Genomic DNA, 23,253 nt, shown 5'->3' on the forward strand with positions numbered 1-23,253 from the left:
TTTGCGCAAAATTAAAAAAACAGTTCTTTTTTTTCCTAATTTTTAAACATGAAAACCAAACTTAAATACGAAAAAGAAATTTCGTTTCAAGCCGACAGAAGACGTGCCGCAGTAGAATTAATCAAAGTCATCAGCGATTTATGGTATGATAAATCCATAGAAATGGTTTTATTTCGGAATCAATTAATTGACAAAAACGTAAGTGAAATTATCAACTTACATGATTATGCAGGAGAATTTGTAAGCAAACCTATTTCTGTTTTTGATTCAGTTGAAATTGCAAAGGTCATCTTATCATTAGACTTGCCACCTTCCAAATTAGATATTGGAAAACTAACCTACGAATACCGCTTAGATGATGAGAAATATCCTGACGAACGCTATTTTGTATTAGACAAATTAAAAAACGCGAAAAACTCTGAGGAAATCCAACCCAAGGACGTTGTTTTATATGGCTTTGGAAGAATCGGACGATTATTAGCACGTGAGTTGTTATCTAAAACTGGAAAAGGAAATCAATTGCGATTAAGAGCTATTGTAACTCGAGACAAAAACGATGCAACTTCTCTTGAAAAAAGAGCTTCATTACTTCGTTACGATTCAATCCATGGTGATTTTCAAGGCTCTGTTGTTGCCGATAGTCAAAATAGCGCACTGATTATCAATGGAACAACCGTTCATATGATTTCGGCAAATACGCCTGAAGAAATTGATTACACCACTTACGGAATCAAAAAAGCTCTTGTTATTGATAACACGGGTGCATTCACAACTCAAGAAGCTTTGAGCCGTCATTTAACATCAAAAGGCTCTGAAAAAGTATTGCTTACCGCTCCCGGAAAAGGAGTTCCAAACATTGTTCACGGAGTAAACCAAAACCAATACAATCCTGATCAAAACGATATCTTTTCAGCAGCTTCTTGTACCACAAATGCAATTACACCAATTCTAAAAGTAATTGAAGATACACTTGGCGTTGTAAAAGGACATTTAGAAACCATTCACGCATATACAAACGACCAAAATTTGGTTGATAATATGCATAAAAAATACCGCCGAGGAAGAGCCGCTGCATTAAACATGGTCATTACAGAAACGGGAGCTGGTAGAGCTGTAGCAAAAGCGATACCCTCATTGCAAGGCAAATTAACTTCCAATGCCATTCGTGTACCTGTGCCTAATGGCTCGTTAGTGGTGCTCAATCTTGAAGTGACTCGAGAGACTTCGATTGCAGAAATTAACTCTATTATGAAAAAATATGCTTTGGAAGGTGAATTAGTAGAACAAATCAAATATTCATTAAATAATGAATTAGTTTCTTCTGATATTATTGGAACTTCAGCTCCTTCAATTTACGATAGCAATGCAACGATTGTTTCCAATGATGGAAAAAACATTGTGCTTTACATTTGGTACGACAACGAATTTGGTTACAGCCATCAAGTAATTCGATTAGCAAAATACATTGCCAAAGTAAGGCGTTTTACTTATTACTAACCTAACAATTACAGGTTTTAAGTTGCTGTTTTTTTTTTAGATTTTTTTAATAAAGCAACCCAACCTGAATTCATTCGAAAATCCGTTTCATTTATTTGAAACGGATTTTTATTTTGAGATAAATAATTCTTTTGGAAACTTTGAAAATGCAGATCTAAATTGGCAGAACAGTCGTTGTTTTCACTTCCGAAATAATAAAAAAACTATTTATTAGGGAAACTTCTGGTAAAACGGACAATTTTTTTTGGTGAAAATGATGGTAACTTTCCATATCAGGCAAAATAATTTTGAGCATATAATCAAAGCTTCCAGACACAAAATTACATTCCACCACTTCAGGTAAATTCAATATAGCATGATTAAATGCTTCCGAGATATCGTAGGTTTGTTTAACGAGAGTTACTTGGCAATAAACGGTCAAATTTTTACCTAGTTTCTTTTTATTCAAAATAGTAACATACTTCTCTATTATGCCTTCTTTCTCTAATCGTTTCACTCTATCGTGAACAGGCGTGAGCGAAAGATTGATTTGATTTGCAATATCTTTTAAAGTCAAATGGGCATCTTCCTGCAAAAGACGCAATATTTTTTTGTCAGTTTCGTCTAAAATCATAGGTTTAGTATTGATTGTTTTTTAGGTTATTTGGCTAACAATAGTTTTTTTTTCTTTTCAGAAGTGTAAAAATCTATTTATTAGAAATATTTAATGCTAAAGTACTAAATAAAATAAATATTTTCTTAATTAATAGTCCTATAGCAATAATATTTTCTTTATCTATTATTTTTGTAATACAATTATTCTCAACCCATTAAACACACTACTATGATAATCGGAATTCCAAAAGAAATCAAGAACAACGAAAACCGTGTTGCCCTCACACCAGCAGGTGTTGCTGAATTCAAAAAATACGGACATGAAGTTTACGTACAAACAACAGCAGGAGAGAACAGTGGTTTTAGCGACAAAGCTTATACCGAAGCAGGAGCAAAACTATTGCCTACAATTGAAGATGTTTACAGCATTGCTGAAATGATTATCAAAGTAAAGGAACCTATTGCCTCTGAATATTCACTAATCAAAAAAGATCAATTATTATTTACCTATTTTCACTTCGCATCATCTGAACCATTAACGCATGCTATGATTGAGCGTGGCGCAGTATGTCTTGCTTACGAAACAGTCGAAAAAACAGATCGTAGCTTACCACTATTAGTTCCAATGTCTGAGGTAGCAGGTAGAATGTCTATTCAAGAAGGCGCTAAATACTTGGAAAAACCAATGAAAGGAAAAGGAATCCTTTTAGGAGGTGTTCCGGGAGTAACTCCAGCAAAAGTAGTTGTTTTAGGTGGTGGAATTGTGGGAACACAAGCGGCTAAAATGGCTGCAGGATTTGGTGCTCGTGTTACAATTATGGATGTAAGTTTAGCTCGTTTACGTTATCTATCAGATGTAATGCCGGCTAATGTAACGACTTTGATATCTAACCATTATAACATTTGCGAAGCAATAGCTGATGCAGATTTAGTAATTGGTGCTGTTTTAATACCTGGTGCAAAAGCGCCTCATTTGATAACTCGTGAAATGTTGAAATTAATGAGTCCAGGAACAGTAGTAGTGGATGTAGCCGTTGATCAAGGTGGTTGTATTGAAACCTGTACGCCAACCACACACGAAAATCCAACTTTTATCATTGATGAAATTGTTCATTATTGTGTAGCAAACATGCCTGGTGCTGTTCCTTATACTTCAACTTTGGCTTTAACTAATGCAACTTTACCCTACGCATTACAATTAGCGAATAAAGGATGGAGAAAAGCTTGCAAAGAAAATGAAGAATTGAAAAAAGGACTAAACATAGCCGAAAGCAAAATAGTCTATAAAGGTGTCGCTGAAGCTTGGGGATTATCTTTTGATGAAGTTGAATCTGTTTTAGAAGAATTTGCAACTGCTTAATTCATTAAAAATAAATGCCCCCAATAAATATAAAATCCGCCTTTAATAAAGGCGGATTTTTTTTATTTGATTGTTTAAAATCTTTTTAAACTTAAATTATTCTTTTGGTTTTGTCAAATAATAAATCGGAATTCCTGTTAACATAATAAGAACACCCCAACCGCAAGTAGAAAACTTTGTAAACAAAAGTGAAACACATACAGCCGAAGCTATTATAATATACAAGAAAGGCAAGAAAGGATAACCAAAAGCTTTGTATGGTCTTTCTGCATCAGGCATTTTTTTACGTAAAATAAAAATTCCATAGATAGTCAGAATGTAAAAAATCAATACAATAATAATTACAAAATCCAATAAATCCCCATATTTCCCTGTCAAACACAACACCGAAGCCCAAATACATTGTACCCAAAGTGCCCAAGCTGGAACACTCGCATCATTCAAGTTTGCCGCTTTTTTAAGAAACAAGCCATCTTTTGCCATTGTATAATAAACTCTAGCTCCCGCCATTATTAAACCGTTATTACAAGCAAAAGTCGAAATCATAATCATTACTGCAATGATAATTGTTCCCATATCACCAAAAGTATATTGCGAAGCGACTACTGCTACTCTATCTGATTTTGCAGTGGCAATTTCATCCAAAGGGATAACTGCGAGATACATCAAATTTGTCAAAACATAAATAATTGTTACAATAAATGTTCCCAAAAACAAACTCAAACCCACATTGCGTTTTGGATTTTTGATTTCACCTGCAATAAAAGTTACTCCAACCCAAGCATCGCTAGAAAACAAAGAACCCACCATTGCTGCTGAAATCCCCGTAATCAATGCCGTTCCGCCTATTGGCAACCAAGAACCTGTTTCAGTATTAAAAGAGCGTGTACTCCAAGCATCAGCCCAGTTTGCGTTCCAAACATCGGCTTTGGCAGCCAATAAAAACCCAAAAATAATCAAGCCGAACAAAGACAAAATTTTGATTACCGTCAAAACCGTTTGCAGAATTTTACTGTTTTTAACACCACGGCTGTTCACATATGTCAGTAAAACAATCGTAACAATAGATACTATTTGAGCCGCATTGAGTTTAAAAGAACCTAATTCATAAAGAATGTTTTCATCACTCAAAGGGGGGTATAAATAAGCTGCAAATTTTGAAAACCCAACACCTACTGCCGCTATTGTTCCAGTCTGGATTACCGCAAAGAAACTCCATCCATACAAAAATGCAATTAGCTTATTATAGGCTTCTTTGAGATATACATATTGACCGCCCGCTTTAGGAAACATGGCGCTTAATTCTCCATAACTCACCGCTGCAATCATCGTAATTAATCCTGATATAAGCCAAATTAAAGTCAGCCATCCAGCAGATCCAACTTGCCGAGCAATATCCGCACTCACTATAAATATTCCTGAACCTATCATAGAGCCCACCACGAGCATGGTTCCATCGAGCAATCCGAGTTCTCGCTTAAAATCTTCTGGTTTATTGTCTTGCATAATTATTGGTTTTGGTTTTTGGTTGGCTAAAGATAAACTTTTTTTAGAAATCAGTTTACAGGTGTATCGTTACTTCTTTGTTTTATAATAAAGTGAAAAACAAATCCTTTTTTTAATTACTTTTAGCTTCAGAAAAAACTAAACTATTACCAAAAAACATTTAATCAATGAAGAAAATAACTTTTTTACTGTTAAGCTTAGCCTTTACAGGATGCATCTGGGCACAGGATAACAATACTTTTGCTTTGAAAATGGATCATATTGCACTTTCCGTAAAAGATGTAAATAATTCTGTAGCGTTTTACACTACTGTTTTGAAACTCCAAGAAATAACCAATAAAACTAAAAAAGAAGGTATTCGCTGGATTTCGTTAGGTGACGGCAAAGAAATGCACTTAATATCTACCATGAAAGAGCCTGTAATAACTAATAGAGCGGTTCATTTTGCTTTTATGTCCGCTAATTTTGATGCTCTTGTAAAAGCTTTAGAAGCCCAAAACATTATGTATTGGGATTGGGCTGGAACTAAGCATAATATTAGTGTTCGCGCAGATGGAGTCAAACAAATTTACATTCAAGATCCTGATGGTTATTGGATAGAAATAAATAGTGTGAAGTAATACTTCTGACCAAATACCATAAAAAAAACTCCTCATTAACTGAGGAGTTTTTTTTTATTTTACAAACTAAATCATTCGCATTTATTGCAAAACTCTATTGATTTGAGTGAAATTCTTCTCATAATATTTTTCTTTGGTAGACGAAATAATTACACCACTACTTACTGAAGAATGTATAAATTTTATTTCACCATCACACACTTCAACAACCATTCCTACATGGTTAATTTGTCTTCTTCCATTTGTTTTAAAGAAAATCAAATCTCCTTTTTGAGCTTCCTCCGTATTAATTCTGGTACCAATATTAGCTTGTTCAAAAGAAGACCTTGGCAACTTAATATCAAAAGCGCCAAACGTGCTGCACATCAAACCGGAACAATCAAATCCATCCTTAGAAGTTCCTCCTGTTCTATATCGAGTTCCAATGTTATCAGAAGCTGTTTGTATTAACTGATCAACTAATTCAAAATTATTTGAAGGTCTAATAAAACCATTAGATTCAGCAGGTTTCGTTTTTTCATCAGAGGGTTGTTCAACTACACCACTTTCAGGAACTGAATTTGGACTTTGAATGGTTAGTTTATAACCAACAAGTAATTTTTTTACAATTCCAGGATTTTGTTTTTCTAATTCCTGCACCGTGATTCCATATTGTTTAGCAATACCAAATTTCGTTTCCTTAGGCATAACTTCACGTATAATTTTAGTGTTGTTATTTAATTCTTCCAGTTGTTTAGTCGTTTCAACTATTTCAGGTTCATTTTTTACAATTTCTTTTTGAGAAATAGCTGGTTCAGTAGTCGTTTTGACAATCTCTTTATCAATTACTACTACATTAGGTTGAAATCCTTCTTTTACAGGAACATTAATTTTTTGGCCAGCCCTAAGAGACTGTTTTTCCAATACAGGATTCGCTTTATCTATATCTGAAACTGTAATTTGGTATTTTTTAGCAATTGCATATTTAGTTTCATTCTGCAAAACTTCATAAACAATCATTTCGGTTTCCTGCTTAGCTTTGTCCACCAAAACTTCTTTAGTAGGAGCTAAAACTAGCTCATCTTGCTTAACAATTTCCTTTTCAGGAACAACTGTTTTGGAAACTATTTCAACTTCTTGTTTTTCTAAAACCGGATAAGGTTGGTATCCTTCATTTACAAGAACAGTAATTTTATCCCCTGTTTGAAGTGCTTTTTTTTCTAATTTAGGATTGGCTTTTTCTAAGTCTGCTACAGTCATTCCATATTGTTTTGCTATGGAATACTTCGTTTGTTTAGGCAAAACTTCGTGTATAATTGTTTTCTTTTTTACTAAATCTACCTCTTTATTTGGGTTTACAACAACTGTTTCAGAAACTAACAATCCATTTGCAGGAATCGTGATTTTTTGTCCTTTTTTTAATCCCGAAGCTTCTAATTTTGGATTTGCTTTATTCAAGTCTTCAACTGTAATTCCGTATTGTTTCGCAATACCAAAAAGAGTTTCTTTAGGAAGTACTTCGTGAATTTTTTCAGAACTATTTGTTACTTTTTCAGCAACTGAGTTTGTTTTTTTAGAATTAAGGCTAGGAATTAACAAAACTGACTTGAGTTTTAGAACACCTCTACAGTCTGGATTTAATTCATAAATAACACTTGGATTTACTTTATATTTTTCTGCAATGCTCGATATTGTTTCTCCTTTTGTAATGGTATGTTTTGTATACTTTTCCTGCGAAAAGACACTGACACTACTCAGGAACATCAACACTAAAATTAATTTTAAATACCTCATTCTATCTTTAAAATATTATTCCATTTTACCTTACTAACGGTTTTAGTACATAATTATTGAATCAAACTATTATTGTCTCAAATAACGAGACGAATATTTTTTTGCAACATTCTTCTATACAGAAATAAAACGGAAAAAAAATTACAAATTTGGGATTAAAGTTAATCCCTAAACTTTTTCCTAAAATAGGCTAATTGCTACAAAAAGCTAATTTAAGCATAAAAAACAAAAAAACATATTTTCCGATTCCCAATTTTCAAAAATTCACATATAAAACTACTCTTTTCTAGTAAAAACACATAAATTCGTTTTTGAAAATCGCGCCGTTAATTTTATTCGTTTTGCAAAAATCTCATATTTGAAGGACACCCACAATGCTTTTAAGAAAACTTTAAAATTAAATTATGATTTAACTTCTATTGTTAGTAACCATCAGAAAGTAAATACTATAAAAAATTTCCAGAGAAGTTTTATTCCAAAAAAAAGCTCCTCTTAAAAAGAGGAGCTTAAATATAAAAAATCTATTCTTTAAGCTTTCCCAGCAGCAATCAAGTTTAATGCTGAACCAGCTACGAACCAACCAATTTGTCCTTCATTGTACGTATGGTTTGCCAAGATAATATCTTTAGTTCCATCAGCATGAACAAATTCTATCGTTAATGGTTTTCCTGGAGCAAAATCAACTAAATCTGTGAAGTTGATCACATCATCTTCCTGAATTTTATCATAATCTGCTTCATTAGCAAATGTTAATCCTAAAAGCCCTTGTTTTTTAAGGTTTGTTTCGTGGATACGAGCAAATGATTTTACCAATACCGCTTGAACACCTAAGAAACGAGGTTCCATAGCCGCATGCTCACGAGAAGATCCTTCGCCATAGTTATGGTCACCCACAACAATTGATGGTACTCCAGCCGCTTTGTAGGCGCGAGCAACTGCAGGAACCGCATCATATACACCCGTCAATTGGTTTTTAACTGAATTTGTTTTTTCAGTAAAAGCATTTACCGCTCCAATCAACATATTATTCGAAATATTATCTAAGTGACCGCGGAAACGCAACCAAGGACCAGCCATAGAAATATGGTCTGTTGTACATTTTCCAAAAGCCTTAATTAATAATTTAGCTCCTGTAATATTTTTACCATCCCAAGCATCAAATGGTGCTAAAAGTTGTAATCTGTCTGAAGTTTCACTTACCAAAATTTGAACACCTGAACCATCTGCTGCTGGCGCTTGGAATCCTGCATCTTCTACAGCAAATCCTTTTTTAGGTAATTCATCACCAAAAGGCGCAGTCAATTTCACCTCTTCTCCATTATCATTGATTAATGTATCCGTCAAAGGATTGAAATCCAAACGACCCGCAATGGCTAAAGCAGCCACCATTTCTGGAGAAGTTACAAAAGCGTGTGTATTTGGGTTACCATCGGCACGTTTAGAAAAGTTACGATTGAAAGAGTGAACGATTGTATTTTTCTCCCCTTTATCTGCTCCTGCTCTATCCCATTGTCCAATACATGGTCCACAAGCATTGGTAAATACTTTGGTTCCCATTTTTTCGAAAGTAGCAATAATTCCATCTCTTTCGATTGTATATCTAATTTGTTCCGAACCTGGATTGATACCAAACTCCGCTTTTGGACTAATTCCTAATTCAACCGCTTGGTTTACGATTGACGCAGCACGAGCCATATCTTCATAAGAAGAGTTGGTACAAGAACCTATTAAACCCCATTCTACTTTAATTGGCCATCCATTAGCAGCAGCTTCCGCTTTCATTTTAGAAACTGGTGTACCACGGTCTGGTGTAAAAGGGCCATTAATGTGTGGTTCCAATTCAGAAAGATTAATTTCAATAACTTGATCAAAATATGTATCTGGATTAGCGTATACTTCTGGATCGGCAGTTAAGTATGATGCTACTCTATCGGCAGCATCAACCACGTCTTGACGACCGGTTGCAGAAAGATATCTTCTCATGGACTCGTCATAACCAAATGTAGAAGTGGTAGCACCAATTTCGGCTCCCATGTTACAAATAGTTCCTTTTCCAGTACATGACATTGAAGTAGCTCCTTCTCCGAAATATTCAACAATAGCACCTGTTCCTCCTTTCACGGTAAGAATATCGGCTACTTTAAGAATTACGTCTTTTGGTGCCGTCCAACCCGATAATTTTCCAGTTAATTTTACCCCTATTAATTTTGGAAATTTCAATTCCCACGACATTCCCGACATTACATCTACCGCATCGGCACCACCAACACCGATTGCCAACATTCCTAATCCGCCAGCATTTACGGTATGAGAATCCGTACCAATCATCAAACCTCCTGGAAATGCATAGTTTTCCAAAACGATTTGGTGAATAATTCCTGAACCTGGTTTCCAAAAACCAATTCCATATTTATTGGATACCGAAGAAAGGAAGTCAAAAACTTCTTTTGATTGTGTATTGGCTGCAGCTAAATCAAATTCGGCACCATTTTTAGCCAAAATCAAGTGATCACAGTGGACCGTTGTTGGAACAGCAACCGTTTTCTTTCCAGCGTGCATGAATTGCAACAATGCCATTTGAGCAGTTGCATCTTGACAAGCAACTCTGTCTGGAGCAAAATCTACATAATCCACACCTCTTTTAAAAGTTTGGGTAGGTTGCCCTTCCCAAAGGTGATTGTATAAAATTTTCTCTGTCAATGTAAGTGGACGTCCAACCAACTCACGTGCTTTGTCTACACGAGCTGTCATATTTGCGTACACTTTTTCGATCATTTCTATATCAAAAGCCATAATATAAAGTGTTTTTTTGTTATTCCGTTTTGAACATTACAAGGTACAAAAAAATTGAGTACAAAAAAAAGCCTGAGTCATTAGACTCAGGCTTTTAAACTATAATTAACTAATTATGTGAATTATTTAACTAACAACTTATGTGAAGGTGCAAACTTAGTAAGGTTAATACCTTCTACCGCCGTTTTATATTCTTCTATTGTTGGAGTTCTACCAAGGATGGTAGATAATACCACAACCGGTGTAGACGAAAGTAAAGATTCTCCTTTTTTGCCTTCAGTATCTTCAACAACTCTTCCTTGGAAAAGACGTGTAGAAGTTGCCATTACCGTATCACCTTTGGACGCTTTTTCTTGGTTACCCATACAAAGGTTACAACCTGGACGTTCTAGATACAACATGTTTTCATATGAAGTTCGTGCCGCAGCTTTAGGAACATTATCGTCAAATTCGAAACCAGAATATTTTTGTAAAATTTCCCAGTCGCCTTCTGCTTTTAATTCATCAACAATATTATAAGTAGGAGGAGCTACAACTAGTGGCGCTTTGAACTCTACTTTACCTTCTTGCTCATCAATATTTTTAAGCATATGCGCTAGAATTTTCATATCTCCTTTGTGAACCATACAAGATCCGATAAACCCAAGATCTACTTTTTTAACTCCTCCATAGAAAGACAATGGTCTAATCGTATCGTGCGTATATCTTTTAGAAACATCAGCATTATTAACATCTGGATCTGCAATCATTGGCTCAGCAATTTGATCTAAATCAATAACAACTTCAGCATAATACTTAGCGTTTGCATCTGGTCTTAAAGCTGGTTTCTCACCTGATATAATCTCAGCAATTCTCTTATCAGCAATAGCAATCAAACCTTTCAGCACTTGATTTTTATTATCCATTCCTTTGTCAATCATGATCTGGATTCTACCTTTCGCCATCTCTAGAGATTCAATCAAGGTATAATCTTCAGAAATACAGATAGACGCTTTTGCTTTCATTTCTGCAGTCCAATCCGTAAACGTAAACGCTTGATCCGCATTCAGCGTTCCTAAATGAACCTCAATAATTCTTCCTTGGAATACATTCTCTCCACCGAATGTTTTAAGCATTTGAGATTGTGTAGCATGAACCACATCACGGAAATCCATATACCCTTTCATATCTCCTTTGAAAGTCACCTTCACAGATTCTGGAATTGGCATTGAAGCTTCACCAGTAGCCAATGCAAGAGCAACTGTTCCTGAGTCAGCACCAAAAGCAACACCTTTTGACATTCTTGTATGAGAGTCTCCACCGATGATGATAGCCCACTCGTTTACAGTAATATCGTTAAGCACTTTATGAATAACATCAGTCATTGAGTGATAAACGCCTTTCGGGTCACGAGCTGTGATCAAACCGAAGTCGTTCATAAATTTCATTAATCTAGGAATATTTGCCTTAGATTTATTATCCCAAACTGAAGCAGTATGACAACCTGATTGGTAAGCACCGTCAACAATTGGAGAAATCACAGTAGCAGCCATAGACTCTAATTCCTGTGAAGTCATCAAACCAGTTGTATCTTGTGAACCAACAATATTTACGGTAACACGAACATCAGAACCAGCATGTAAAACTTTACCTGGAGTTGTTCCAACCGCATTTGCATTGAATATTTTTTCTACAGCTGTAAGACCTTGTCCTTCGACAGAAACTTCTTTTGACGGAGCATATACAGGTACAATATCAATACCAAGAGTCTTTGAAGCAAATGTTTGCAATTTTTTTCCAAATACAATTGCGTATGAACCACCCGCTTTAATGAATTCCATTTTCTGCGGAGTGAATGCTTTAGAGATGTCAATTAATTCTTTGTCTCCGTTATATAATTTTTTTGATTTCGTATTAATTGTAAGAACCGTTCCTGTTGCCACAGAATATACTTCTTCTAAAACTGGATCACCACTTTCATTACGAACTACTTCACCATTAGCGTCAGTCTTTTTTACCCAGTTTTTAAGATCAAGACCAATACCACCAGTTACATCAACTGTTGTAAGGAAAATTGGCGAAATACCGTTTGTTCCAGCAACAATTGGCGCAAAATTTACAAACGGAACATAAGGACTTGCTTGTTTACCTGTCCAAAGTGCCACGTTATTTACACCTGACATTCTTGAAGAACCAACTCCCATTGTGCCTTTTTCAGCAATTAACATTACCGATTTGTCTGGATGTTGTGCTTGTAATGCTTTAATTTCGGCTTGCGCTTCAGGTGTAATCATACATTTACCATGCAATTCACGATCTGAACGCGAGTGTGCTTGGTTTCCTGGAGAAAGTAAATCTGTAGAAATATCTCCTTCACCTGCAATAAAAGTTACAACTTTGATTTCTTCTTTTACATCTGGAAGTTTCGTAAAGAACTCTGCTTTCGCATAACTCTCTAAAATTTCTTTTGCTATTGCATTATCACTTTTAAATGCGCTAACTAAACGATCTGTATCTGCCTCATAAAGATATACTTGTGTTTTAAGAACTGCTGCTGCTTCTTTTGCAATTGCAACATCATTTCCTAATGCCAAATCAAGAAGTACTTCAATTGAAGATCCCCCTTTCATGTGAGATAATAATTCTAAAGCAAAAGCAGGTGTGATTTCAGCAACTACTGATTGACCTAGAACGATTTCTTTTAAAAATTTAGCTTTTACATTAGCAGCAGGAGTAGTTCCTGGCACAACATTATAAATAAAGAAATTAAGAGAATCTCCTCTATATTCGTTATTCAAATCTTTGATTTGTTCAATGATTTCGCTTAACAATTCTGCACCATCAATTGGCTTCGGGTTAAGACCCTGATTTTTTCTTTCTTCAATCTCTTGGATGTAATCCTTATAAGTATTCATAATAGAAATCTTTTCAATGTTAAAGGCATATCCCCTTGATCAAATCAAAATCAAATGCCATAATAAATAGGTGTTTTTATTTTTGTACGCAAACTTATGAATTAAAGATGAGAATTAAAAAAAATTTAATAGAACTCCGCTTTTTAAAAATTATTATTGCAAAATAATAAATTACACTACATTTAATTACGGAAATAGTAGATTTTTACTGTAATATTAAATAATTAACAACGCCAGAACTCCTTTCTAACAAAGTCGGAATTTATTGTTACACATTAAGAGACGCTATAATGTATAATTGTAAGTAAAAACTTTCTTTTTTACAAGTCTTAATTACTACAATTAAATAAGTTTTTCAATAATCATTTCTTCAGTAATGCCTTCAGCATCGGCTTTGTAGTTTTTGATAATTCTATGACGGAGAATTCCAATTGCTACGGCTTTTACATCTTCAATGTCTGGAGAAAATTTTCCATTAAAAGCAGCATTGGCTTTGGCAGCCAAAATTAAATTTTGAGAAGCTCTTGGACCAGCTCCCCAATCCAAATAATTTTTAACAAATTCATTTGACAATGGATTATCTGGTCGTGTTTTACTTACTAAGGTCACCGCATATTCTATCACATTATCCGCTACTGGAATCCTACGAATTAAATGTTGGAAATCAATAATTTCCTGAGCTGTAAATAAAGGATTTACAGTATTCTTTATGTCCGATGTAGTTTGTTTAACTACTTGAACTTCTTCTAAAAATGATGGATATTCAAGTTTTACCGCAAACATAAAACGATCTAACTGTGCTTCAGGCAAAGGATAAGTTCCTTCTTGCTCAATTGGGTTTTGAGTAGCTAAAACAAAATAAGGAAGATTAAGCTTGTAATTCTCACCCGCAATGGTAACGGAACGTTCTTGCATCGCTTCAAGCAAAGCAGCCTGAGTTTTTGGAGGCGTTCTGTTTATTTCATCCGCTAAAATAATATTTGAAAAAACAGGTCCTTTTATGAATTTAAAATGTCGATTTTCATCTAATATTTCACTCCCTAATATATCCGAAGGCATCAAATCAGGGGTGAATTGTATTCTTTTAAAATCCAATCCCAAAGCCTGCGCTAGCGTATTTACCATTAATGTTTTCGCCAGTCCAGGAACACCAACTAATAAAGCGTGTCCTCCTGAAAAAATACAAAGTAAAATTTGATCCACAACCGCATCTTGACCAACAATGATTTTGGCTATTTCATTTTTTAACTCATTGCGTTTTTGAACTAAACTATGTATTGCTGCTACGTCAGACATTTCGAAAGTATTTTAAAGTAAAAAGAGTTAGCATTATGACTTCATAAAACTAACTCTTTTTATTTATTTAATAAAAATTATTTTTTCAACCAATTGTTTGTGAAAGTACAATCTCTATATTCACCAACAATTTTAATATAGGTTTCTTTAATTTTTTCATCAAACCATTTTCCGATAGTCTTGATTTGTTTTTCTTTCAATGCTAAGTCTTTAATTTTAATATAATCCTTACCATAATCAGCCGTGTGTTCGTCGATTCTATTTGTTACAGTGATAATCTTAAACTTTTTCTTTCCTTGTTGTTCTTCATCCATGAATGGAGCTGAAATTTCATTTTCTTTCAAATTAGAAACTTGCGCATACAAACTCGGATCCATTTTTGTCAACTCAAAACGAGTATCTTGTGTTTTTGGATTAATTAAAGCACCACCGTTAGCTTTTGTTTCTTTCTCATCAGACATCGTTCTAGCTGCTTCTGCAAAAGTAATTTCTTTATCCTCAATTCTTTTTTTGATTAACGCAATTTTTTCTTTTGCCTCTTTCAATGCTTCTTCGGATACTGTTGGCGCTATTAATATATGACGCAATTCTATTTCTTGTCCTTTTATCTTTTCAACATAAATAATATGAAACCCAAATTCAGTTTCAAAAGGAGCTGAAATTTCACCTTCTGCTAAACTAAAAGCCACATCTTTAAACTCTTTAACAAAAGGAGTTTTTCTATTCATTTTATAATATCCTCCATTTGATCTTGAACCTGGATCTTGAGAATACAAAACTGCTTTAGTAGCAAAACTTGACCCTTGTTCGATGTCTTTTTTGAAGCCATTTAGTTTATCAATAACTTTTTGTTTATCCGCATCAGAAACTTTAGGTGTAACAACAATTTGAGCTACTTCCATCTCTGCACCAAAAACTGGTAAGTCTGCAACAGGAATAGTTTTGAAAAAATTACGAACTTCTTCTGGAGTTATTTCTACAGCATCAATAATCTTTTTTTGCATTTCAGAAGTCAACTTTTGCTCTTTAAGAATATCAAAGAAATACGTTTTAAACTCTTCTTCATTATTCTTTTTATAATATTGAATTACTTTTTCCATAGAACCTATTTGTTCTACCATATAATTCAATCTATCTGTCATCATGCTTTTTACCTCGGCATCAGTTACTTTAACACTATCTTGAATAGCTTGATGTGCATACAATTTGTCTTCTAACAATTTTCCTAGCATTTGACATCTTGTAATATCTTTCACAGAACCGCCTTGGCTGGAAATTTCTAAATACGATTTATCAATATCAGAATCTAATATGATGTAATCCCCAACAGTAGCAATAACGCCATCAACTTTTAGTTTTTGCTTTGGAGCCGTTTGATTTACCGCAACAGTTGTATTGTCCTTTATAATTTCTTGCGCACTACTTGTAGTAATTGAAAAAAGTACAAGAAAAAAAGCAAGTACAATTCTGTTTAACATGGATTTCATCGGTATTGATTTTAATAACATTTCTTGAAATTTATTTTATTTAGTATCATAAATAGCCTTGATTTACTACTCAAGTTTTCATTTATGAAGATTCTGAAAATTTTGTCAAATATACATTTAAACATTGAAGAAAAAGAATTGTTTTTACAAACTCAATTCCACTACATTCTTCTCAGCTATAACGAACAAAAATAGCAATTCAATTACATAATACAAGTTTCCCACTTACTATTAACAAAAAATTATAAAGCATTTACTACCCTATTTTAAAATGCAATTCTAATTTTGATTTCAATCCAACAAAATGCCCCACAAAAACCTATCAATACTCTAGATGATGCATTTCAAAACATAGCAAATAAACAGCCTAAGTATTTATTTTTAAATCGCATTTATAAATAGTACTTTTGCAAACTATTTGATAATAAATATGAGCTTTTTAAAAGAAATACAACGCAGAAGAACTTTTGGGATTATTTCACATCCCGATGCCGGTAAAACAACATTAACTGAAAAACTACTTCTTTTTGGTGGTGCAATTCAGGAAGCTGGTGCAGTTAAAAACAATAAAATAAAAAAAGGAGCAACAAGTGATTTCATGGAAATTGAACGTCAGAGAGGTATTTCGGTATCGACTTCTGTTTTGGCCTTTAATTACAAAGAAAAAAAAATAAATATTCTTGATACGCCTGGGCACAAAGATTTTGCTGAAGATACTTTCCGAACTTTAACTGCTGTCGATAGTGTTATTGTTGTAATTGACGTTGCCAAAGGAGTTGAGGAACAAACAGAAAAATTAGTTGCTGTATGTAGAATGCGAAAAATTCCTATCATCGTATTCATCAACAAATTAGACCGTGAAGGAAAAGATGCTTTTGATCTAATGGACGAAGTGGAGCAAAAACTAGGTTTAACAGTTACTCCATTGAGTTTCCCAATAGGAATGGGATATGATTTCCAAGGAATTTACAACTTATGGGAACAAAACATCAACCTATTTAGTGGAGATAGTCGAAAAAACATAGAAGAAACTATAGCTTTTTCAGATGTTAAAAATCCAGAATTAGAAAAAATTATCGGTCAAAAACCGGCTGATAGATTACGTGAAGAATTAGAATTAATTGATGAAGTTTATCCTAAATTTGATCGCCAAGACTATTTAGACGGTAAAATACAACCTGTGTTTTTTGGTTCTGCCTTAAATAATTTCGGAGTACGAGAATTATTGGATTGCTTTGTTGCTATAGCTCCATCGCCAAGACCAAAAGATTCTGAGACTCGTTTAGTTGATCCAACCGAAGAAAAAATGTCTGGTTTTGTGTTTAAAATCCACGCCAATATGGATCCAAAACACAGAGATAGATTAGCTTTTATAAAAATTGTTTCTGGTACTTTTGAAAGAAACAAACCATATTACCACGTTCGTCAAAAAAAGAATTTGAAATTTTCTAGTCCAAATGCTTTCTTTGCAGAGAAAAAAGAAATTGTAGACATCTCCTATCCTGGAGATATTGTAGGATTACACGATACTGGAAATTTCAAAATTGGAGATACGCTAACCGAAGGAGAAATAATGAGTTTTAAAGGAATTCCAAGTTTTTCTCCAGAACATTTCAGATACATTAATAATGCTGATCCGATGAAAGCGAAACAACTTGACAAAGGAGTAGATCAGTTAATGGATGAGGGAGTTGCGCAATTATTTACGCTAGAGATGAATAATCGTAAAGTTATTGGTACTGTTGGAGCACTTCAATATGAAGTAATTCAATATCGTTTAGAACATGAATATGGTGCAAAATGTACGTATGAAAATTTCCCTGTTCATAAAGCGTGTTGGGTTAAACCGGATGATGCTAAAAACGAAGAATTCAAAGAGTTCAAACGTATCAAGCAAAAGTTCTTAGCTAAGGACAAATACAATCAACTTGTTTTCTTAGCTGATTCTGATTTTACGATTCAAATGACGCAAAACAAATATCCAAGTGTAAAATTATTTTTCACTTCAGAATTCGAATAATTCATTTCTGTCCATAAAAACAAAAAACGCTAATTAAAAAATTAGCGTTTTTTTTATGTCTGTACTTTATTTCAGATTATGCTAGAGAGCTTTCAAAATCAACTGCTTTTTTCAAGAAAGCTTTAATCAATAATCTATTAGGGGCCATACCTGAAGTCATGATTTGTTTTTTTGCATTTGTTCTATCAGAAGTAATTGTAGTTGCATTTGGATCTTGTTTAGAACCCATAAACCAAAGAACAAAATTGATGCTTGTAGATGCAGAATTAGTATCCTCTTTACGAACTACATTTGTATCTAAAGCATTAACTACTTTATTATCAGTTGGTGTTTGACCAAAAACTAAGGTATTAGATAATAAAAGAAATGCAAACAAAACTAAAGTCTTTGCTATCTTGTTAGTATCTGTTATTAAAGTAAAATAGTTCATCTTGTTTTTTTTTCAAATGATAAATTCGTTCATCATTTATTCTGGTACGAATCTATATCATAAGAGTAGTAGTAAAAAATATTTTCGATGAATCACCATTAAACACGATTAAGCTACATATTTATAGCTTTTTATTTGGTATAAAAGCACCTGAAAATCATTTGGATAAAAAAACTAACAAACTTAAATCCAATAAAAAAGGCTCCATTTCTGGAGCCTTTTAATATAATTATGCTTGTCCTGCGGGACCAAAATTTAGAGGAATTGGAGCCTGTTCAGTATCTTTAATTTCACCATAAGCGACTTCAAAACGATGAATATTCTCTCCAATAGCTTTCAACAATCTTTTGGCATGTTGCGGTGTCAAGACAATTCTTGATTTAACCTTGGCCTTTGGTATACCTGGCATAATACTCACAAAATCTAAAACAAACTCAGATGAGGAGTGATTAATGATTGCTAAATTAGAATAAATTCCTTCAGCTGTTTTTTCATCAAGCTCTATATTGATTTGTTCTTGTTGGTTGCTCATATTTTAAAAATTTAAAAATTGAAAGATTTAATGATTTAAAAATTCAAAGACTATCTGGACAATCTTCAAATTTTTAAATCTTTCAATCTATAAATTAGTATATATACTCTTCTTTATTAGCCATCATTTCATTGTAATCTTCTTTAGAACCTACAATAGTATGATCATATTCTCTCATACCTGTACCAGCAGGGATTCTATGACCTACAATTACATTTTCTTTCAATCCTTCTAAGTAATCCACTTTACCTGCTACAGCAGCTTCGTTTAATACTTTAGTAGTTTCTTGGAAAGAAGCTGCAGAAATAAATGATTTAGTTTGAAGAGATGCTCTTGTAATACCTTGTAAAACTGGAGTTGCAGTTGCTGTAATAACATCACGTGCAACAACTAAGTTTTTATCAGTACGTTTCAATAAAGAGTTTTCATCACGCAATTGACGAGGAGTAATGATTTGACCTGCTTTTAAATTAGCAGAATCACCTTCATCCTCAACCACTTTCATTCCGTATAATTTATCGTTTTCAAGAATAAAATCTTTTGTATGAATCAATTGATCTTCTAAGAACAATGTATCACCTGGATCTTGAACTCTTACTTTACGCATCATTTGACGAATAACAACTTCAAAGTGTTTGTCATTGATTTTTACCCCTTGTAAACGGTATACCTCTTGAATTTCATTTACCAAGTACTGTTGAACAGCAGCTGGACCTTGAATTCTTAAAATATCATCTGGTGTAATTGCACCATCAGACAAAGGAACACCTGCTCTAACGAAGTCATTCTCTTGAACAAGAATTTGACTTGAAAGTTTTACTAGGTATTTCTTAACCTCACCAAATTTAGATTCGATAACAATTTCACGGTTACCTCTTTTAATTTTTCCAAAAGAAACAACACCATCGATCTCAGAAACCACAGCTGGGTTTGAAGGATTACGAGCCTCTAACAACTCTGTAATTCTTGGAAGACCTCCCGTGATATCTCCTGATTTAGAAGAACGACGAGGGATTTTTACCAATACCTTACCAGCTTTAATTTTCTCACCGTTTTCAACCATCAAGTGGGCTCCAACTGGTAAGTTGTAAGAACGAATCAATTCACCTTCTTTACCGTAAACCAATAAAGTTGGAATTAATTTTTTGTTTCTTGCTTCAGAGATTACTTTTTCTTGGAAACCAGTTTGCTCATCAATTTCAACCATGAAAGATTGACCTTGCTCTAAATCTTCGTAAGCAATTTTACCAGTAAACTCAGAAACGATAACTCCATTATATGGATCCCATTTACAGATTACATCTCCTTTTACAACAGACTGACCGTCTTTTACAAAAATACTTGAACCGTAAGGAATATTATTAGTACTTAATAAAATACCTGTTTTCTCGTCAACTAATTTCAATTCAGTAGAACGTGATACAACAATATCAACCGCATTACCTTCATTGTCTTCGCCTTTAACCGTTTTTAAATCTTCGATTTCAAGTTTACCATTAAATCTTGTAATGATGCTTGATTCTTCAGAAATACCACCCGCAACCCCACCAACGTGGAAGGTACGTAATGTCAACTGTGTACCAGGCTCACCAATAGACTGTGCAGCAATTACACCAACAGCTTCACCTCTTTGTGTCATTTTTCCAGTAGCTAAGTTTCTACCGTAACATTTAGCACAAATACCTTTTAAAGCTTCACAAGTTAATGGAGAACGAACTTCTACTTTTTCAATTGGAGAAGCTTCAATAGTTCTCATAATTGCTTCCGTAATTTGTTGTCCTGATTCAACTAAAACTTCATTATTCAAAGGATTAATAACATCTTGCAATGCAACACGTCCTAAAATTCTTTCTCCTAATGATTCAACGATTTCTTCGTTTTTCTTTAAAGCAGAAACTTCAACACCTCTTAATGTTCCACAATCCTCGATGTTTACAATAACGTCTTGAGAAACGTCATGTAATCTTCTTGTCAAGTATCCTGCATCGGCAGTTTTAAGAGCGGTATCCGCAAGACCTTTACGAGCACCGTGAGTAGAGATAAAGTACTCAAGGATAGAAAGACCTTCTTTAAAGTTAGAAAGGATCGGGTTTTCAATAATTTCACCACCACCAGCATTTGATTTTTTTGGCTTAGCCATCAAACCACGCATACCAGTTAACTGACGAATTTGTTCTTTAGATCCCCTTGCTCCAGAATCAAGCATCATATACACTGAGTTGAAACCTTGTTGGTCTTCTCTAATGTTTTTCATTGCTAATTCTGTCAATTGAGCATTTGTTGAAGTCCATACATCAATAACTTGGTTGTAACGTTCGTTATTGGTAATAAGACCCATATTATAATTTGCAGAAATTCCTTCAACTTGCTCTCTAGCATCTGCAATTAATTCACCTTTTCTTTCTGGAATTTTGATATCCCCTAATGAGAATGACAATCCACCTTTAAATGCGAATTTGTATCCCATATCTTTCATATTGTCCAAGAAAGCAGCTGTAGTAGGTACATCAGTAACGCTTAATACGTGACCGATAATATCTCTAAGGTTTTTCTTAGTCAATACATCATTGATATAACCTGCAGCTTCTGGAACTACTTCATTAAACAATACACGACCAGCAGTTGTTTTTACGATTTGGTAAACCAACTCTCCAGCTTCATTAAAATCTTTTGCTCTAATTTTCACAGAAGCATTCAATTCTAATTTTCCTTCGTTTAATGCAATATTTACTTCTTCAGCAGAATAAAAAGTTAAGCCTTCACCTAAAATTTTCAATTCTGGAGTAGACAAACGTTCTTTGGTCATATAGTAAAGACCAAGTACCATGTCCTGAGAAGGTACCGTAATTGGAGCACCGTTAGCAGGATTCAAGATATTGTGAGAAGCCAACATTAATAATTGTGCTTCCAAAATAGCTTCTGGTCCTAATGGTAAGTGAACCGCCATTTGATCCCCATCAAAATCCGCATTAAATGCCGTACAAACTAAAGGGTGCAATTGGATTGCTTTTCCTTCAATTAATTTTGGTTGGAATGCCTGAATACCAAGTCTGTGCAAAGTAGGAGCACGATTCAGTAATATTGGGTGTCCTTTAATAACATTTTCAAGGATATCCCAAACTACAGGCTCTTTTTTGTCTATTATTTTCTTAGCTGATTTAACTGTTTTAACAATACCTCTTTCAATCAATTTACGGATAACAAAAGGTTTGTATAGTTCAGATGCCATATCTTTTGGGATACCACATTCGAACAATTTCAATTCAGGTCCAACAACAATTACCGAACGAGCAGAATAATCCACACGTTTTCCAAGTAAGTTTTGACGGAAACGTCCTTGCTTACCTTTTAAGGAATCAGATAATGATTTTAATGGTCTGTTTGATTCTGTTTTAACAGCAGATGCTTTACGTGTATTATCGAAAAGTGAATCTACAGATTCTTGCAACATACGTTTTTCGTTTCTCAAGATAACTTCTGGAGCTTTAATCTCCATTAATCTTTTCAAACGGTTGTTACGTATAATTACACGACGGTATAAGTCATTTAAATCTGAAGTTGCAAAACGACCTCCATCAAGTGGAACTAACGGACGTAATTCTGGTGGAATAACTGGTACCACTTTCATAATCATCCATTCTGGACGATTCTCACGGTTCAAGTTAGACTCACGGAAAGATTCAACAACTTGTAATCTTTTTAATGCTTCCGTTTTACGTTGTTTAGACGTTTCATTGTTTGCATTGTGTCTCAATTGGTAAGACAAGGCATCAAGATCAATTCTTGCTAATAAATCCATAATACATTCTGCTCCCATTTTGGCAACAAATTTATTAGGATCAAAATCATCAAGATACTGATTGTCTGCTGGAAGAGTATCTAAAATATTTAAATATTCTTCTTCAGTCAAAAAGTCTAATCTTTGTAATGATTCTCCTTCTGCGTTTTTAGCAATACCTGCTTGAATAACTACGTATCTTTCGTAGTAAATGATCATATCTAATTTCTTAGATGGAAGACCTAAGATATACCCAATTTTATTTGGAAGTGAACGGAAATACCAAATATGAGCAATTGGCACAACAAGATTGATGTGACCTACTCTATCTCTACGTACTTTTTTCTCTGTTACTTCAACACCACAACGGTCACAAATGATTCCTTTGTAGCGTATTCTTTTATATTTTCCACAAGCACATTCAAAATCCTTAACAGGTCCGAAGATTCTTTCGCAAAAAAGTCCGTCACGTTCTGGTTTGTGTGTTCTGTAGTTGATAGTCTCCGGCTTTAATACTTCACCTCTTGATTCTTTCAAGATAGATTCAGGAGAAGCTAGTCCTATCGAAATTTTGTTAAACCTTTTTATTGGGTTTTTATCTTTATTGTTGTTATTTCTATTGTTCATCATAGTTTTTACTATTGATTTATTTGCAATTAAAAAATTGATTCTA

Annotated in this window: 14 protein-coding genes; 4 read left to right on the forward strand and 10 right to left on the reverse strand. The window is 34.0% G+C overall.

From position 1 onward, the window contains the following. The first annotated feature begins 48 nt into the window (after positions 1–48). Complete coding sequence (locus C8C88_RS02900) at positions 49–1,497, forward strand: glyceraldehyde-3-phosphate dehydrogenase (protein ID WP_121336693.1); 1,449 nt, start codon at positions 49–51, stop codon at positions 1,495–1,497. A 154-nt stretch (positions 1,498–1,651) separates the two neighbouring features. Here C8C88_RS02900 and C8C88_RS02905 read toward each other — a convergent pair whose 3' ends face one another. Beyond that, positions 1,652–2,110 carry an Lrp/AsnC family transcriptional regulator gene (locus C8C88_RS02905; protein WP_121336694.1) on the reverse strand — a complete coding sequence of 153 codons (459 nt, stop codon included), beginning with the start codon at positions 2,108–2,110 and terminating at the stop codon, positions 1,652–1,654. Between the two features lie 210 nt (positions 2,111–2,320). Between C8C88_RS02905 and ald the strand changes: the two genes are divergently transcribed. Then, positions 2,321–3,451 carry an alanine dehydrogenase gene (ald, locus tag C8C88_RS02910; RefSeq protein WP_121336695.1) on the forward strand — a complete coding sequence of 377 codons (1,131 nt, stop codon included), beginning with the start codon at positions 2,321–2,323 and terminating at the stop codon, positions 3,449–3,451. A gap of 96 nt (positions 3,452–3,547) precedes the next feature. Here the strand turns inward: ald and C8C88_RS02915 are convergent, their stop codons facing one another. Next, positions 3,548–4,957: an APC family permease gene (locus tag C8C88_RS02915; RefSeq protein ID WP_121336696.1), complete on the reverse strand. Its 1,410-nt coding sequence runs from the start codon at positions 4,955–4,957 to the stop codon at positions 3,548–3,550. Between the two features lie 167 nt (positions 4,958–5,124). Between C8C88_RS02915 and C8C88_RS02920 the strand changes: the two genes are divergently transcribed. Next, the gene (locus C8C88_RS02920) at positions 5,125–5,577 is read left to right on the forward strand and encodes a VOC family protein (RefSeq protein ID WP_121336697.1); all 453 of its coding nucleotides are present in this window, start codon (positions 5,125–5,127) and stop codon (positions 5,575–5,577) included. Between the two features lie 81 nt (positions 5,578–5,658). On the opposite strand, the gene C8C88_RS02925 is transcribed toward C8C88_RS02920, so the two are convergent. From C8C88_RS02925 to C8C88_RS02945, 5 genes are all read right to left on the reverse strand, one after another. Then, positions 5,659–7,350: a C40 family peptidase gene (locus C8C88_RS02925; RefSeq protein ID WP_121336698.1), complete on the reverse strand. Its 1,692-nt coding sequence runs from the start codon at positions 7,348–7,350 to the stop codon at positions 5,659–5,661. 528 nt (positions 7,351–7,878) lie between these two features. Then, complete coding sequence (locus C8C88_RS02930) at positions 7,879–10,143, reverse strand: aconitate hydratase (RefSeq protein WP_121336699.1); 2,265 nt, start codon at positions 10,141–10,143, stop codon at positions 7,879–7,881. A 122-nt stretch (positions 10,144–10,265) separates the two neighbouring features. Then, positions 10,266–13,037, reverse strand: coding sequence for a bifunctional aconitate hydratase 2/2-methylisocitrate dehydratase (locus C8C88_RS02935; RefSeq protein ID WP_121336700.1), 2,772 nt, complete (start codon positions 13,035–13,037; stop codon positions 10,266–10,268). A 342-nt stretch (positions 13,038–13,379) separates the two neighbouring features. After that, entirely contained in the window at positions 13,380–14,333 is a 954-nt protein-coding gene (locus tag C8C88_RS02940; protein ID WP_121336701.1) for a MoxR family ATPase, read from the reverse strand. Between the two features lie 77 nt (positions 14,334–14,410). Continuing rightward, positions 14,411–15,841: a peptidylprolyl isomerase gene (locus tag C8C88_RS02945; protein ID WP_121336702.1), complete on the reverse strand. Its 1,431-nt coding sequence runs from the start codon at positions 15,839–15,841 to the stop codon at positions 14,411–14,413. A gap of 409 nt (positions 15,842–16,250) precedes the next feature. Between C8C88_RS02945 and C8C88_RS02950 the strand changes: the two genes are divergently transcribed. Continuing rightward, the gene (locus C8C88_RS02950; protein ID WP_121336703.1) at positions 16,251–17,840 is read left to right on the forward strand and encodes a peptide chain release factor 3; all 1,590 of its coding nucleotides are present in this window, start codon (positions 16,251–16,253) and stop codon (positions 17,838–17,840) included. A 76-nt stretch (positions 17,841–17,916) separates the two neighbouring features. Here C8C88_RS02950 and C8C88_RS02955 read toward each other — a convergent pair whose 3' ends face one another. From C8C88_RS02955 to rpoC, 3 genes are all read right to left on the reverse strand, one after another. After that, complete coding sequence (locus C8C88_RS02955) at positions 17,917–18,270, reverse strand: hypothetical protein (RefSeq protein WP_121336704.1); 354 nt, start codon at positions 18,268–18,270, stop codon at positions 17,917–17,919. A 229-nt stretch (positions 18,271–18,499) separates the two neighbouring features. Then, a complete protein-coding gene (locus C8C88_RS02960) occupies positions 18,500–18,802 on the reverse strand; it encodes a DUF3467 domain-containing protein (RefSeq protein ID WP_121336705.1) in 303 nt (100 codons plus the stop codon). A 94-nt stretch (positions 18,803–18,896) separates the two neighbouring features. Then, positions 18,897–23,210, reverse strand: a complete 4,314-nt coding sequence (rpoC, locus tag C8C88_RS02965; RefSeq protein ID WP_121336706.1) for a DNA-directed RNA polymerase subunit beta' — start codon at positions 23,208–23,210, stop codon at positions 18,897–18,899. Between the last annotated feature and the right edge of the window lie 43 nt (positions 23,211–23,253).

The organism is Flavobacterium sp. 123 (assembly GCF_003634825.1).
Taxonomy (GTDB): Bacteria; Bacteroidota; Bacteroidia; order Flavobacteriales; family Flavobacteriaceae; genus Flavobacterium.